Source organism: Rhizobium sp. CFBP 13644, from assembly GCF_014842165.1.
Classification (GTDB): domain Bacteria; phylum Pseudomonadota; class Alphaproteobacteria; order Rhizobiales; family Rhizobiaceae; genus Agrobacterium; species Agrobacterium tumefaciens_C.
Genome location: NZ_JACYVF010000011.1, coordinates 21,517 through 35,712, shown reverse-complemented (window position 1 = coordinate 35,712; position 14,196 = coordinate 21,517). Strand labels below are relative to the sequence as shown.

The 14,196-nt window shown below is 56.9% G+C and carries 12 protein-coding genes; 5 read left to right on the top strand and 7 right to left on the bottom strand.

Annotated features, from left to right (window positions below; translation table 11 throughout):
- The first annotated feature begins 121 nt into the window (after positions 1-121).
- The 4 genes from IFT53_RS21130 to IFT53_RS21115 all read left to right on the top strand — a co-directional run bounded on the left by IFT53_RS21130 (position 122) and on the right by IFT53_RS21115 (position 3,570).
- On the top strand, positions 122-508 hold the full coding sequence (locus tag IFT53_RS21130; protein WP_192067514.1) for a hypothetical protein: 387 nt from the start codon (positions 122-124) through the stop codon (positions 506-508).
- Positions 509-1,008: 500 nt separating this feature from the next.
- Complete coding sequence (locus IFT53_RS21125) at positions 1,009-2,418, top strand: amidase (protein ID WP_192067516.1); 1,410 nt, start codon at positions 1,009-1,011, stop codon at positions 2,416-2,418.
- 204 nt (positions 2,419-2,622) lie between these two features.
- A complete protein-coding gene (locus IFT53_RS21120) occupies positions 2,623-2,847 on the top strand; it encodes a hypothetical protein (protein ID WP_192067518.1) in 225 nt (74 codons plus the stop codon).
- A gap of 504 nt (positions 2,848-3,351) precedes the next feature.
- Positions 3,352-3,570 (top strand): helix-turn-helix domain-containing protein, encoded by a 219-nt coding sequence (locus IFT53_RS21115; RefSeq protein ID WP_192067519.1) that lies wholly within the window; start codon positions 3,352-3,354, stop codon positions 3,568-3,570.
- A 59-nt stretch (positions 3,571-3,629) separates the two neighbouring features.
- On the opposite strand, the gene IFT53_RS21110 is transcribed toward IFT53_RS21115, so the two are convergent.
- From IFT53_RS21110 to IFT53_RS21085, 6 genes are all read right to left on the bottom strand, one after another.
- The gene (locus IFT53_RS21110; protein WP_192067521.1) at positions 3,630-4,868 is read right to left on the bottom strand and encodes a CapA family protein; all 1,239 of its coding nucleotides are present in this window, start codon (positions 4,866-4,868) and stop codon (positions 3,630-3,632) included.
- 80 nt (positions 4,869-4,948) lie between these two features.
- Positions 4,949-6,631, bottom strand: coding sequence for a dipeptide ABC transporter ATP-binding protein (locus IFT53_RS21105; protein WP_192067523.1), 1,683 nt, complete (start codon positions 6,629-6,631; stop codon positions 4,949-4,951).
- Positions 6,632-7,501, bottom strand: coding sequence for an ABC transporter permease (locus tag IFT53_RS21100; RefSeq protein WP_192067524.1), 870 nt, complete (start codon positions 7,499-7,501; stop codon positions 6,632-6,634).
- 11 nt (positions 7,502-7,512) lie between these two features.
- A complete protein-coding gene (locus IFT53_RS21095) occupies positions 7,513-8,484 on the bottom strand; it encodes an ABC transporter permease (protein ID WP_192067526.1) in 972 nt (323 codons plus the stop codon).
- Positions 8,485-8,495: 11 nt separating this feature from the next.
- Positions 8,496-10,091 carry an ABC transporter substrate-binding protein gene (locus IFT53_RS21090; protein WP_192067528.1) on the bottom strand — a complete coding sequence of 532 codons (1,596 nt, stop codon included), beginning with the start codon at positions 10,089-10,091 and terminating at the stop codon, positions 8,496-8,498.
- 287 nt (positions 10,092-10,378) lie between these two features.
- On the bottom strand, positions 10,379-11,023 hold the full coding sequence (locus IFT53_RS21085; protein WP_192067530.1) for a hypothetical protein: 645 nt from the start codon (positions 11,021-11,023) through the stop codon (positions 10,379-10,381).
- Positions 11,024-11,145: 122 nt separating this feature from the next.
- Between IFT53_RS21085 and IFT53_RS21080 the strand changes: the two genes are divergently transcribed.
- Complete coding sequence (locus tag IFT53_RS21080; protein ID WP_067650325.1) at positions 11,146-11,388, top strand: helix-turn-helix transcriptional regulator; 243 nt, start codon at positions 11,146-11,148, stop codon at positions 11,386-11,388.
- 128 nt (positions 11,389-11,516) lie between these two features.
- On the opposite strand, the gene IFT53_RS21075 is transcribed toward IFT53_RS21080, so the two are convergent.
- Positions 11,517-14,069 carry an HWE histidine kinase domain-containing protein gene (locus IFT53_RS21075; RefSeq protein ID WP_244656421.1) on the bottom strand — a complete coding sequence of 851 codons (2,553 nt, stop codon included), beginning with the start codon at positions 14,067-14,069 and terminating at the stop codon, positions 11,517-11,519.
- Between the last annotated feature and the right edge of the window lie 127 nt (positions 14,070-14,196).

Genomic DNA, 14,196 nt, shown 5'->3' with positions numbered 1-14,196 from the left:
GAAGGCGGCAAGGGCGGGGTTGGCAATTGGTGAATCCTGCAAAGGATTTGCCAGCCCCGCCGTCGCTTCCCTTGCCACCGCTCGCTCGCAAGCGGCAGCCGGAACGGCAAAAGGCGGCTCAATGAGCCGCCCAGGGGAAAAACTCGTGCACGATTTCGAGGTCGTCGCCGTCGTCGATCTCGTCGGAAGGCAGGACGCCGTATTCTCCGTCCACTGCAAAGACTGTGACCGGGACCATCAGGTCACGGGAGAGTTGGAAGGCGTGGGACTGTGCGAGGGAAAGATCGTGCGACATCGTGATCGGCTCCATTGGGGAGCGGGCCAATTCCCGCTCGATGGCTCCGAAAAGGCCCTGAGACGGGCGCGATCACCTCGCAGGCGAAGCCAAGAGGCCGCAGCGTGGCTGCGGACCCTTCACGGGTTGATCGTGGAAGATCCGGATCTGGGCCAGGAAGCCCTCGACAGAGAGCGGGATTGGCCGTGGTTCATACTGGCGATCACGATGTGATGCGGCGGGTTGTCCCGTACCTATGCGGGCCAAACTTAAGACAGTTATGATGGTGCTCATTCGAAAAGGCACGAGACCTATGTGAGCGGAGATGATGAGATCGTTCGCATTCCGGCCTGACCTCCCGACCTATTGTCATCCTGTCAATTTCGCTAGGTATCGGCGATGCGAAAAAAGGCCATTTTACTGATGACCGACGGTTCTAATGAGCGAAATGGTTCTGAACCTGACAGCATTGCCTGAAGAAACGCGGGAGTGGATAGGACATGCTTGGCCGTGACGAATTTTCCGTGTTGATCGAACGGGCAGGGCTGAAACTTGACGACGATCAATTTGAAGCTGCCCGCGCATCATACGCAAATCTCCGGGTCTTAGCCGATTTGGTGCGAATACCGCGTGATCGCCGGGTGGAATCTCCCCACGTGTTCCGTGTCGATGGACCAGCAATTCCAAGGCCCTGCACCACGGACGATCGACCATCGACGGAAGAGGTCTGACCGATGTCGGAGCTGTGGGAACTTGGGATAGCTGAAACCGCACGAATGATTGCTCGAAAACAAATCTCACCCGTCGATGTCGTCGATCATTTTCTCGCCCGTGCTACGGCGCTCAATTCCACACTCCATTGTTTCACGACGATAGAGAACGATCTCGCACGCGTTGCAGCCCGCAAGGCTGAGGCTGAAATCATGGAAGGTCAATACAGAGGACCTCTGCATGGCATCCCATATGCGGTGAAGGACATCATCGATGTGTCTGGCCTTCCCACCACCAACAATTCCCGCCTCACACTGGGTGACGTCGCAACGTCTGACGCGTCGGTCGTCGCAAGGCTGCGCTCCGCTGGCGCTATCTTGCTGGGTAAGACCGAAACGCAGGAATTCGCCATGGGTGGTCCGGATTTCAGCTTGCCATTTGGGCCAGCACGCAATCCGTGGGATCTCGATCGCTTCACCGGAGGCTCGTCAAGTGGGTCGGCGGCAGCCGTCGCTGCGGGAACGGTCCCGTTTGCGATCGGAACGGACACGGGCGGATCGATAAGGACGCCGTCAGCCTATTGCGGCATCGCGGGCATGAAACCGACATATGGTCGGGTGAGCCGCCGGGGAATGACACCGCAAGCCTATTCGATGGACACCGCCGGACCGATGACTTGGTCCGTTGAGGACAACGCGATAGCACTCCAGGCTCTTGCAGGTCATGACCCGTGCGACTCATCTTCAGTCGACATTCCGTCGCAGCCATGGACAGAGGCTACGTCTTTAGGCGTGCGCGGTATGACGATAGGTCTCGTGCGCAGTTTCCATGAAGAGGAGCCCGACTTCTTTTCGGACGAGTGCGTCGCAGTTTTCGAAGAGGCTGCCAGACTTTTTGAAGACGCTGGTGCCACCACCACGGATGTATCATTATCACCTCTGCGTCACTATTTCGCCGCCCAGCGCGTCATCATGTATAGCGAGGCAGCAGCCGTCCACGAAGACGGTTTCAGGCGCAATCTTCATCTTTATGGTGCGTATTCGGTCGAGCGCTTTTTACCAGGCTTCTTGCTGACCGCGACCGATTACCTCCAGGCATGCCGCCGGCGTGGGGAACTGACCACAGAGCTCGCCGAGGCCTTTTCATCTGTCGATCTCCTTTTGGTGATCGGTGCGCTTGGCGTCGCACCTCTCATCCGTGACGTGGCCAGAAATTCCCTTGTGAATGGGACCCCGTCCGTTAACGCTGCCTTCAATCTGACGGGATCGCCCGCCATGAGCGTGCCTGCGGGCATCAGCGCCAACGGCCTGCCCCTTTCGGTCCAGATCGTCGGGCGGAATTTCGACGAGTTCAGCATCTACCGCGCGGCTCGGGTCATCGAAGACGAAATCGGCCGCAGGTCAATCCGCGCGCTTGGAGCCGGCAAGCTCTGATCTTGCTTGGTGGAAGAGTGCTGGTTATAGTACTTGCTGTTGTCACCGTGCTTGCGCCTTGGCTGACTGGTTGAGCAGGCCTGCGGGAATTGAGGGAACCTCACCTCAGTCTGATCGAGCGCTTGCTGCCGCGATCCGGCTTTCAAGGTGTATCTAGCCGCTGAGGCCACAAGTCGTGACGTGCCGCAAGCACCGATCATTACAATGATGGCCATCCTCCGGCATGCAGGATTAAATTTGAAAAACCAAATCAATCGCGGCCAGCGAAATTTCGTCGTCGAATACAAATCGAACCGCCGCCAGCCCAAGGATGCGGCGAAGGCTATATGGGGCGATGCTGACTTGCGTGCTCTTTCCGATGCGGTGGTTGACGATATGCCCCCGCCAGCTGTGGACGAGCGGCAAGAGATGTCGGGAGAAAACGAATAATCTCACTCAGTTTCGGTGAATCAGCCGATTGAATCGATGCCATCCCCCGAATACGAGCTCGAACACGCTCCGACGATACGCGGAGATCGCGACAGTTCAACACCGACACAAGCGACCCGGCTTGAGGTTAAGAATTCGCACCGCGCCGACAAGCAGGAACGCGCGAGAAGCAAACCGAAAACTACGGCCTCTCTCGCTAACGCTTTTGACGTCAAACATGATGTGCTTGCTGCTCTCGAAATCGAAAGCCGTCTTCCCAAAGGACTCCTGAGCGATAAGCTGCGCAGCGAAAATAAAGAATTGAGGGACATGCTGCGACGGTTTGGATAGAAGTAAGCCTTCCCTCGAAGGTCTTCCGCAACGCAGTCGCGGGCAACTACAACCTAACCGTGGCCTGACCCCTGCGGTCCGTTGGCCCCGAATTCTAAAAATGGGGTGCCACACGACAACAAATGCAGAGTATACTCTGTAGATGAATGCGCTGCAAAACGCATGAATCCGTTCATGGGTATCAGAGAAACTTTCGCTTACAATCTGCGGGAAATTCGCGTGAAACGAGGTCTTTCGCAGGAAGAGCTCGCGCACCGCGCGGACATTCACCGCACCTATGTCAGTTCACTGGAAAGATGCCAGTATTCTGCGACAATCGATATGGTCGAAACGCTCGCGCGGATCCTCGATGTCGAGCCCTCCGATTTGCTGAAAGCGAGATCGGCCATCTAGCGATGAAAGCCGATCTTACGTCCGCTGTGAAACGAGGGCGCTCGGTAAACCCTTAGCCATCAGTTGGTGTCGTAATAGCCGACATCTTCCGAAATCCTGATGGCCGTGCCGAATTGCGCGCATTGTTGCTGAAACCTCTGCAGTATCCGTTGCCCGTCCTCGCCAGTAGCAATCTCTGGCGCGAGGCGCTGGTCGAGCGCTTCGTTCTTCAACCCTTCGGGACCGCCTATGATAACCGGATGAAAGGCAATTCCAGTCAATGAGCCGATCTCGTTGAATGTGCATAAGCCAATCACGCTTTCCCAAACCTCACGCGCGGTCCATTTGGATTTGCCCGGACGAATGTGAAAGACGAAATTTCCAAGACTGTAGAAGATCGGTTTCCCTTGATAAATCTCCAGCGGTTGAAGAACGGGAGCGCCGTGGCTGACGAACATGTCGGCACCCGAATCTATGCACCGTCTGGCTACAGATCCGACCCATCCCGGAACCTGATACCAGTCGGACGCCCAATGATGATGGTGGAGATAAGCCACGACAAGGCAATCGCTGGTGGCAGCAGCTGTAATCGCCGCAAGATTTCGGGCTAGGTCGTCCGGATCGATTTTCACGTTCCGACCGAACGTCTCCGAGCGTCTGAAAAGCCCACGAGCAAGAGCGATCTCGGAGAGGTCGTCGACCATTGGCTTGTCGTCTGGCTGACTGTCATTGCCGAGATCCATGCTGGTATAGCCGACTTTGTCCCGGATCGCCGCGAGCTGTTCGAAAGCCTGTGAATCCACGTCGATGATCTGGGTCAGTTTCAGTCGGTTGATTCCGGGTCGCTCAGGCCGGCCCGGAGCTGCATCTGCTGCGTACATGAAATCTGGGCCCGGCCCCCCATCCATGGCGACCAAGGCGATCTTGCGACCAGCGACGGACCCAAGCCCGGATCGTGCCGCAGCCGTCCGGTTGCGACCGATACCGGCATGGAGAAAGCCGCGCCTCTCGACCTCCTCGAGCGTCGAAAGGATGCCGGGCGAGCCGAGATCGTACGCATGGTTGTTCGACAGAGATAGTCCATGGAACCCGAGCGACTGGAGAGTGTCGAGGACGACGGGTTGGCTGCTGCCAAAAAACGAGCCCTTCATCGGCCATCCGCCATGGCTACCGAAGATCGTGCTCTCGAAATTGGTGAATGCAAAGTCCGATTTGCTAAGTGTCTTGCGCACGGCCTCGAAGCCAGGCGTGTCGAAGGTGCGAATGTCGTGTTTGATCAGCGACTGGCCGGTTACTGCGACCGTGAAGGCATTCGTCATGTTATGTGTTCCTGCATGATGGAAAGGAGTGAAGTTTTGGTTGGCACAGAACTCGAATTCGAGTTCCGGCCGGTCTGAGGTCAGTGCGTGAACCGCAAGGGGCGAGCGTCAATCAGCCGCCGCGTGTAGGGATTGTCCGACTGGGAGAATATGAAATCGGTGGGGCCGGAATCTTCCACGATGCCATCCTTGAAAATGTAGATCGCATGGCAGAGGTCCTGAACGAGGGCCAGGTCGTGGGAGATGAACAGCATCGACAACCCGCGCTCGCGAACGGTTTCCTTGAGAAGGGTGACGATCTCGGCTTGAACCGAGACGTCGAGCGCCGAGGTCGGCTCGTCAGCAACGATAATGCTGGGTCTTGCGAGAAGGGCGCGTGCGATGCAGACCCTCTGCTTCTGGCCACCGGACAATTGATGCGGAAAACTCTTCAACAGGTTTTTCGGCAGGCCCAGCCGGTCCATGAGATCGCCGACCTCGTGAGCATATGACTTCGATCCCCGGTTGCCGGATCGAACGCTTTGTTCAAGCGCGGAGCCGACCGACATGCGAGGATTGAGTGACATTGCGGGGTCCTGGAATATCATCTGAACCTGTCCCAACAGACCGCTCTTGCGACCTGATCGGGAAATATCGAAACCTGCACCATCGATTTCGAGTGTTCCCTGATTGGCTGTCTCAAGACCCGCGACAATGCGTCCGATCGTGCTCTTGCCACTGCCGCTTTCACCGACGATCCCGGTGATGGCACCGCGCTCGATTTCGATGGTAACGTCCTGGAGCGCAAATGACTGCCGATCGCTTCGGAGCCATGGCAGGCTGCGGCGAGCGAATGTCTTGGTCACGCCTTTGACAGATAAGATGGAACGCGCGCCCGCCAGTCTGACCGGATCGATGGTGTCTCCATTCACTTCCGCGCCATGCGAATTCACAGGCGGCTGGTGGACGCCCGAAAGGCGCAAGCGCGGAACGGCGGCGAGGAGATCGCGGGTGTAAGGTTCGGCTGGCGCGTCGAGGATCGAGGATGTCGCGCCCTGTTCGACAACCTTGCCGTGGCGCATGACGACGACCCTGTCTGCGATCTCGGAGATCACGCCCATGTCATGCGTGACAAGAATGATCGAAACACCTGTCTCCTCAGTCAGCTTGCGTAACAAGCCGAGGATCTGTTTCTGGACGGTCGCATCGAGAGCAGAGGTCGGTTCGTCCGCCACGATAATATCCGGCTTGCCAGCCAATGCGATCGCGATCACAATTCTTTGGCGCTGTCCGCCAGAGAACTGGTGCGGATATTGACTGTATCGGCCCGCCGGATCCTGGATCCCCACACGCTCCATGAGGTCAAGCGCGTGGGCTCTGGCCTGTCGAGCGGTGAGACTACGATCCAGAGCTTGGATCGTTTCGACGATCTGGGAACCAATGCACATCAGAGGGTCGAGTGAGGCCGTGTGATCCTGAAATATCGCCGAGATTCGGCGTCCTCTGACCATCAATCGGTCCTTGTCACTCATTTCATCGAAGGCTTGTCCCCGAAAAAGAATTTGACCACCGGTCTGGCTGAAGCCAGGCGCAAGCAAACCAAGCACGGCATTCCCGAGCGTCGATTTGCCCGCGCCGGATTCTCCAATCAGTCCGAGGATTTCACCTGCACGAAGCTCGAAAGAGACGTCCCGTAGAATTGTCGTCGAGGTGTCGGGCCGTTGATGCTTCAAGGTAAGATTGCTGACCACGAGGAGGGGAGATTGCTTCTGATCCTGTTCCATTCATCGGCTCCTTGGATCGAGCCGCCGGCGCATGTCCTCGCCGACGAAATTGATGCTTGCGATAAGACCGAACAGGGCCAGCCCAGGAAAAAGGCTGATCCAGTATTGGCCGGTGAGGAGATACTGAAATCCGTTCGCAACGGCCGAGCCGAGGGAAGGTTTGTCGATGGGAACACCAAGGCCGAGGAAGGATAGCGTCGCTTCAAGGGCGACCGCATGGCCGAGCTCGATCGGGATCAGTGTAATTGCCGGCGCAATGCTGTTCGGGAGAAGATGACGCAGCACGATCCGGGGCGGAGACAGGCGCAGAAGGCGCGCAGCATCCAGATATGCCTTGCTCGCTTCGGTCATAGCCACAGCGCGTGTGACGCGCGCATAGGTCGCCCATTGAACGATGACCAACGCAAGAATGATGCGATCGATGCCGGGCCCGAGGGTCACGATGGCGATCAGCGCGACAAGGATTGTTGGAAGACTGAGTTGCAGATCGACAACCCGCATGATGAGCGCATCGATCCACCGGTTGGAATATGCCGCGGTGACGCCCGCGGTTACTCCAATTAAGGCCGCAAGAGCCGTGCTGGTAACGGCGACGAACAGGCTGATCTGCAGTCCGTAGAGAACGGTGCTGAAAATGTCGCGTCCGAGGCCGTCTGTCCCCAGAAGATAGGTGTAGCCAACGCTGCTGGCGGTTCCTGGAGGTGAAGACGACTCCCATGCGAAAATCTGCAAAGGGTCATAGGGGTTTTGAGGTGCGATGAGCGATGCCGCAAGCGCCAGGAGAATATAAGCGGCGAGGAGCGTCAGCGGGAAGCTGATACGGGATAGAACGGGACGCTTCCACAAAGCGCGCAACGTGTCGGTTTTCATGGGGTTCCCTTTCATGCGCTACGGCGTGTGCGCGGATCGAGCACGACGTAGAAGAGGTCGACGAGCGCGTTGAGCCCGACGAAAGCAATCGAGATGAAGGTGAGGGTGGCCATGACGACTGGCCGGTCGAGAAGCTGGATCGAGTCGATCAATAGTTTTCCGACACCCGGCCAATTGAATATGGACTCGACCACGACGGCGAATGCCAGCATCCCGCCAAACTGCATGCCAATGATCGTCACGATCGGAACGCTGATATTCGGTAGCGTGTGTCGGAAGAGGATCCGTCGGGACGACAGGCCCTTCGCCTGGCAAAACCGCGTGAAATCCTGTGTCTCGACTTCGATCGTTCCGGACCGCGTTAGCCTTGCAATCAAAGCAATGTTGGGGAGCGCGAGCGCAAGTGCTGGTAATGTCAGATTCCAAAGACCATCGAGCGTCAAGAAACTCCACTGCGCGCCGAACAAGGCGGCTGTGGAGCCTCGGCCACCGGACGGGAACCAGCCCGTCAGAATGGCACCCACCAGAATGAGCATCATGCTCAGCCAGAAGGATGGAACGCTCAGCGCAATAACGCTTCCGTGGAGGATCGCACGGTCGATTGGCTTTCCTTTCCGGCGGCCCGCAAGCAATCCCAGAAGCACTCCGCCGGGCGCTGCAATCGACATCGCGACGATTGCCAGCTCAAGGGTTGCGGGCAACTTGCTCATCACCAGTTCGAACGCCGGGAGGTGATAGATATACGATGTCCCGAAATTGCCGCTCAGAACGTTTCCGATGAAGAGGAAATACTGATGCCAAAGGGGCTGATCCAGTCCCAGCGCGATCGTCGCCATTTCGATGTCCTTGGCTGTCGCGGTCTCGATGTTGACGAGATTGAAGACAGGATTGCCGACACTGTGAATGCCGATGAAGCCAATGAGCGACATGACGAGGAGGAGAAGAAAGGCTTGTGACAGCCTTCCAATAATTGTCGATACCATCTGCGCTGCCCTCACTCGGTTCGTGAGGCGGCCTGCATGGCCATTGTCCAGCCACGCGGATGCACAGTGTAGGACCCGACTTTCGGCCCGTGTCCGACGATCAGATGGTAGTGGTAAAGCGGAATGGTTGGATAGTCGGTCATGACGAATTCCGTCGCGCGTGCCAGAGCCTCGTGACGACCCGGCCCTTCTTCCATCGCCTTCGCTTTGACCAGCATTTCGTCGAAGGCCTTGTTCTCATAGTGGCCGTAATTGAGCGATCCTGTGCCCCGTGCTGCATTTGACGATGCAAGGACGCCATCAAGGCAGAGTGTGACCGCCTCACCTGAGCAACCGCCATACCAGACCGGGTACTCGCCGTTAGACCGCTTCGTCATGAAAACGGAGAAGGGTGAGACGACAGGCTGGACCGTGACACCGACACGAGCCCAGTTCTGGGCAATCGACTGGAGCGACTCCGCATCGCCGGGATAACGGCCACCTGGACCTGCCAGCACGACATTGAAGCCGTCAGGGTATCCGGCCTCTGTCAAAAGAGCCTTGGCCCCGGCATAGTCAGGCGGGGTGACTTTCAGCCTATCCGACGTTCCCGCCAGGCCCGGTGGAAAAAGCTGTGCAGCGGCAGTGCCGTAACCGGACAGGATCCGATCGGTGATGAATGATCGATCCGTTGCCATTGTCAGCGCCTGGCGAACGCGCTTGTCGCGGAAGGGATTGCCGATGGGCTTTCCGTTCTTGCCCGTCACGCCTGGAGGCTCATCGCTTCCGATATCGAACTGAAGAAAGTTGGACCGGGACGCGGCCGTGCTGTCGATTTCGATCTTGCGTGCCTTGAGACCCTCGACATCTCGTGCCGGAATAAAGTCCGCGAGATCAACATCACCGGTCGTGATCGCCGCCACGCGCGCAGCCGGGCTTTCGATGATGCGGAAGGTGACATCGGACCATGCCGGGGCGCCGCCCCAGTAATCTGGATTGCTCGATAGCGTCAGACGTTCACCGGACTGCCACGCCTTGAATTTATAAGGACCTGTTCCATTTGGCTGCGCACCTGCATTCAGTTCCTCGGTGGTGGCAAAACCGCTCGCCTTATGCGGGAGAATGAACAACGTGGTCATCTGCAATGGAAGGGTAGGGGCCTCTCCGCTTGTTTCGATGACCACAGTCATGGGATCCGGTGCTGTTACGGACTTGATCGGCTTGGTGTAACCCTGGAACCCACCACTTGGAGGCTTCAGGAAATCACGAACTCGCTCGATCGAGTAAATGACATCCTGAGCGGAAAATGCCGAGCCATCATGGAAACGAACACCGTCGCGCAGTTTGAACTCCCACTGGGTCGGGGATAGACGCTTCCATGACACAGCAAGGGCAGGCAGGGGATTGAGGTGCTCATCCTGCCGAACCAGGCGCTCGTAGATATGAGCCAGCAACGCGTTGTTTTCATTGAGATCCGCATAGTGGGGATCGAGAGTCATCAGTTTAAGCTGCGTGCCGACCCGCAATTCCTCCGCAAATGCGGCGGTGATCCCGACAAATCCAGCGGAGGTAGCGGTGGCGATTGCCAAAGCCAGGAGAGGTGGGCGGAATCCTTCTAGAAATTGCATTAGGTCGTTCCCTTCTTTTGATTTCTTCGACTTCGTTGCTGGCAGCAGGTTTTCGGCGCAGGTCGTCTTTCCCATGGCGCGCCTTGCGCATCGCGGGTCAGAAACTTCATCAATTGAATTGTATGCTCTGTCGTCGTATACTCTACATTACACAACGTATTGCTCCTGAAAAGTGCAAATTCCGATAAAAATGCATGAACGTTTTAAAATCAGAAGTTGATTGGGTGTGGGGAAATGTCACGTCTCGTTAGACCCCGAATTAAACAGAGATTAGCGAGCATTGAGACTTACCGGGCACAGGTCTCCTTTGAGAAAACACCATGCATTGCGAGAATATCGATCAGGACTGACCTGATCTGAGGCCAAGGAAACTCGTTACTGTCTGGTCGGGGGGAGCCGCGTTCCAAAATACAGTGGAGCTTTGCGGCGACGGCGACGGTTGTCATACCTGGTGCTTGCGAGAGATCGAGGGCCAAACGCTCCTCTACGAGAGATGCCTCGTCCTCCGCGCGCCTTGCGCGGCTGTAGCCGAGAGACTCGTCCACAGCCTCCCACTGCTTGTGCTTAGCAAGCAAATCTGCCTCTGCTTTTGCTCGGGCTACCCTAAACTCATTTCCTCTCAATCGGTCCTGAATCTCTGAGATCGAGGAGGTGATGAAAGGCGCGGCGCTATTCGGCAAGACAACTTCTACCTGAAGCGCGGGTGCCATGTACATCAGTTGGCTCTCGAGCTTTTGCTGAGCTCGTCCAATAGCTGCGAGTTCCTGAAAAGCACGGTTCCAGGCATGCCATTTCGTCAGAACGCCATCGCGTAAGCTCGGCGACCAGAGCTCCTGGTCAGAAAAATTGTTGAACAGGAACCATTCCGCGATCTGCAGAGAGTTTCTGCACGTGATTGCAGGCAAAGTTCTGCTATTCTCAGAATCAGCCATGATCCGAGCTCCATACAGCTAGGTTTGGTCAGGTCACATCCGGGGGCTCAAACACCGGATGTGACCGAGTGAACGAAAATATCGCATATGAACGAAAATGTTTCAATGAGAAAACGTAGAAAATGAGCGAAATAACCGGAGCTCAAATTCGAGCAGCGAGAGCGTTGCTCCGATGGACGGCTGAATATCTTGCCGAGTCAGCCAGCGTAGGAGTTTCTACAATTCGGCGCGCCGAAATGGATAACGGAATTCCGGCGATCACACCGGCAAATCTGAAGCTCATAAAGATGACGCTCGAAGCGGATGGAATTGAGTTCATCCCAACCAATGGCGGTGGTGTCGGCGTAAGGTTCAAGAACCCGTAACACCAAAAGCGAGACGCGTTTGTTTGCCTTGGCCGAGCCCTAGGCGATCAAACTTTCGATGATCCGCGTTTGCAATGGGTATCAAACAAGGAAGCTTTCGCTCCCGTATAACCCACGCGTCCAATCCGTTATGAGCCAACGATGACTTGCTGCAAGGCGATGGCCAGCGCCTTCATAGCAACAGGCTTTCGCACGACCGGGACGCCGGCGAAGCGATCAGGAATGCTCACGCTGTCGCGGTAACCCGTCGCAAATACATAGGGCACTTTTCGGCGCTCCAGTTCGACAGCGACACCCTCCGACGAAGTAGAGCCTAGATTGAGGTCGAGCACGGCGCATGCCGGAACTATCTCTGCAATCTTGTCGAGAGCGGCGGCTACGTCGGCAGCCACAACGACCTCCAAAGCGCCCATGGTTCGGAGCAGTTCCTCCGTGTCCATCGCGATCAGCGCCTGATCCTCCACCAGCAAAACCCTGAGGCCAGCCAAGATTTCTTCGTTCATGATCTGATCAGGATTTTGGCTGACAACACGCTCCGTGACGGCATGAAGATGTTTTCCGGGAAGGATGAACCGGGCACGAAGACCTTCCCGCGCAAAGTTGATGTCGACCGATCCGCCGAGGTCGTGAGAGATCGTCTTCTCAATCAGGCTCGTTCCGAAGCCCTGTCGGGTGGGTGGCTCGACTTCCGGGCCCCCGCGTTCGATCCAGGTGAGTTCGCAATGGCCATCGACGCCGATCTGCCATGAGATTTCGAGCTTACCAGAAGGCACTGACAAGCTGCCGTATTTGGCTGAGTTCGTCATCATTTCGTGAAGCAGAAGCGCGAAGACCCCGAAGGCCCGCTCGGTCAGCCCGACCGGATCACCACCGATCGTGATCCTGTCGGGCATCTGCGCGAAACGATGCATGCCCGCCTCGGCTTCGATGAGACCGCGCAGTTCGCCACCATCCGCGCCAGCGAATGACTGGTCATGGGCAAAAGACAGTGCCCGGAGCCTTCCTTCAAATGATGTTGCGTAGTCATCGACAGACAGGGAGTTGGCTCCGGTCTGCGTCGCTATGGACTTCACCAAGGCGAGAATGTTCTTGACGCGATGATTGAGCTCCGAATTCAGCAGCTTTCTCTGTTCCTCGGTCTTTCCGCGCTGCTCCTCGGTAGCGTCATTGTGGGAGAGCATCACATCCCGGACATATCCACGAATAGCATCCGCGACGACTAGGTCAGCATCTGTCCAAGGTATGGATTTGTACCGAACATCCTCACGCCAGGTCTCGAAGCTTCCACGCGGTGTCAAACGCTCTCCCGAGCCGGTAATTTCGACATTCTTGCGAGGCTCGCCAGCCCATTCGATCTGATGTGCCTCCTCGCTGCGGAAGAAGACGAGGAAATCCCGAGCGGATACGGAAATCGGGATGGCAAGCATGCCAGCGACGCGGGAGCCGTACGCACTTTCGTTTCCGGTCTCTGTCCGGAGATCCTGCGTCTCCCATATGTTTCGGCCTGCCTTGCGCGCGACAAGTTCCATGAGGGAAGGCACCTCGAACTCCGGGGGAGCGACACCGAAGGACGACCATTCACCGTTCGTCCAGAGGCCAGCACCGTCGCATGCGATCAGCGAGGCGAATTCGCGCAGTCGGGTTCGCAGGGTGAGTTCGACCGGGCTTGCCGGATCCACATCAGAAATAATGGCATCGAGACGAGCCCGTGTGCCGATTGCCGCGGCTTTCTGGGTCCGGTGCTCGATCGTTGCCACGTGGAGGGAGAAATATTGAGCAAATAGTTCAGTCGCAACCCGAAGCGGGATCGAGAGGTGTTTCGGCGTATTGTGATGACATGCAATCAGCCCCCACAGTTCGCCATCAACGACCACCGATATCGACATCGACGCCGCTACGCCCATATTCTTCAGGTATTCACAATGGATCGACGACACGCTTCTCAAATGGGCGAACGAGAGGTCAACCGGAGCATCACCGTCAGCGATCCTGGGCTGCAATGGCACCGGAACAAAGGAAACATCACCGATAACCCGAACCCAGTTTCGCACGTAGAGCTCTCGTGCCTGCACCGGAATATCGGACACCGGAAAATGCTGTCCCATGAAGGTCTCGAGAGAAGGGGCTTTCGCTTCCGCAACGACGCGACCGGCACCGTTGTGGAGGAAGCGATAGACCATGACGCGATCGTAACCGAGCGTGGCCCTGATGAGGCGCGCGGTGGCTGAAAAAAGGCCTTCGAATTTCTTATGTGCGTCGACCCGCCTCATCAGTGTTTGAGTGAGGTGAAGTGCGACTTCCGTGTCTTCCGACGAAGCAGGCGGCTCGAATTCAAGAAAGGTGCGCCTTGCATATCGGTGAACTGTGATGTCGGCTTTAACGCCGCTCTCACCCAGGTCGGCTTTAAGTACCACGCCTGCGATCTGGCCAACGCCGGACTTCGCCACCGCGTTTGCGATATCGTGCGCGACGCGCCAGCCAACGACGTCGGCAAGCTCAGCTCCTTTGTAGTCACGGTTGGTGTCGCCGAGGAATTCATTGATGTTGCTGGAGACAAAGGACACGCGATTGGTCTCGTCGTCCACGACGACCATGGCACCATGAGGTTGGATGCTGCCGGGAATATGAATGGGTTCCCGATCGCAGTTCGTCAGGTCTACCTTGGTTCTGTCATAACTCAATGTCAGTTGCTCGCGTCCCCGGAGAGCGCGTGGATCGCACTCTTTCTGCCCAAAAAATACATGCCGCGACGAATACGACCCCCTTAGGGCCCGGGATTCGTCGAGGTAATCTTCGTAATTGCGAGAT

What these genes read in the sequence shown, in the direction of transcription:
- IFT53_RS21130 (WP_192067514.1), top strand. Translation starts at nt 122, where the DNA reads ATGAGCCGCCCAGGGGAAAAACTCGTGCACGATTTCGAGGTCGTCGCC.
- IFT53_RS21125 (WP_192067516.1), top strand. Translation starts at nt 1,009, where the DNA reads ATGTCGGAGCTGTGGGAACTTGGGATAGCTGAAACCGCACGAATGATT.
- IFT53_RS21120 (WP_192067518.1), top strand. Translation starts at nt 2,623, where the DNA reads ATGATGGCCATCCTCCGGCATGCAGGATTAAATTTGAAAAACCAAATC.
- IFT53_RS21115 (WP_192067519.1), top strand. Translation starts at nt 3,352, where the DNA reads ATGGGTATCAGAGAAACTTTCGCTTACAATCTGCGGGAAATTCGCGTG.
- IFT53_RS21110 (WP_192067521.1), bottom strand. Translation starts at nt 4,868, where the DNA reads ATGACGAATGCCTTCACGGTCGCAGTAACCGGCCAGTCGCTGATCAAA.
- IFT53_RS21105 (WP_192067523.1), bottom strand. Translation starts at nt 6,631, where the DNA reads ATGGAACAGGATCAGAAGCAATCTCCCCTCCTCGTGGTCAGCAATCTT.
- IFT53_RS21100 (WP_192067524.1), bottom strand. Translation starts at nt 7,501, where the DNA reads ATGAAAACCGACACGTTGCGCGCTTTGTGGAAGCGTCCCGTTCTATCC.
- IFT53_RS21095 (WP_192067526.1), bottom strand. Translation starts at nt 8,484, where the DNA reads ATGGTATCGACAATTATTGGAAGGCTGTCACAAGCCTTTCTTCTCCTC.
- IFT53_RS21090 (WP_192067528.1), bottom strand. Translation starts at nt 10,091, where the DNA reads ATGCAATTTCTAGAAGGATTCCGCCCACCTCTCCTGGCTTTGGCAATC.
- IFT53_RS21085 (WP_192067530.1), bottom strand. Translation starts at nt 11,023, where the DNA reads ATGGCTGATTCTGAGAATAGCAGAACTTTGCCTGCAATCACGTGCAGA.
- IFT53_RS21080 (WP_067650325.1), top strand. Translation starts at nt 11,146, where the DNA reads ATGAGCGAAATAACCGGAGCTCAAATTCGAGCAGCGAGAGCGTTGCTC.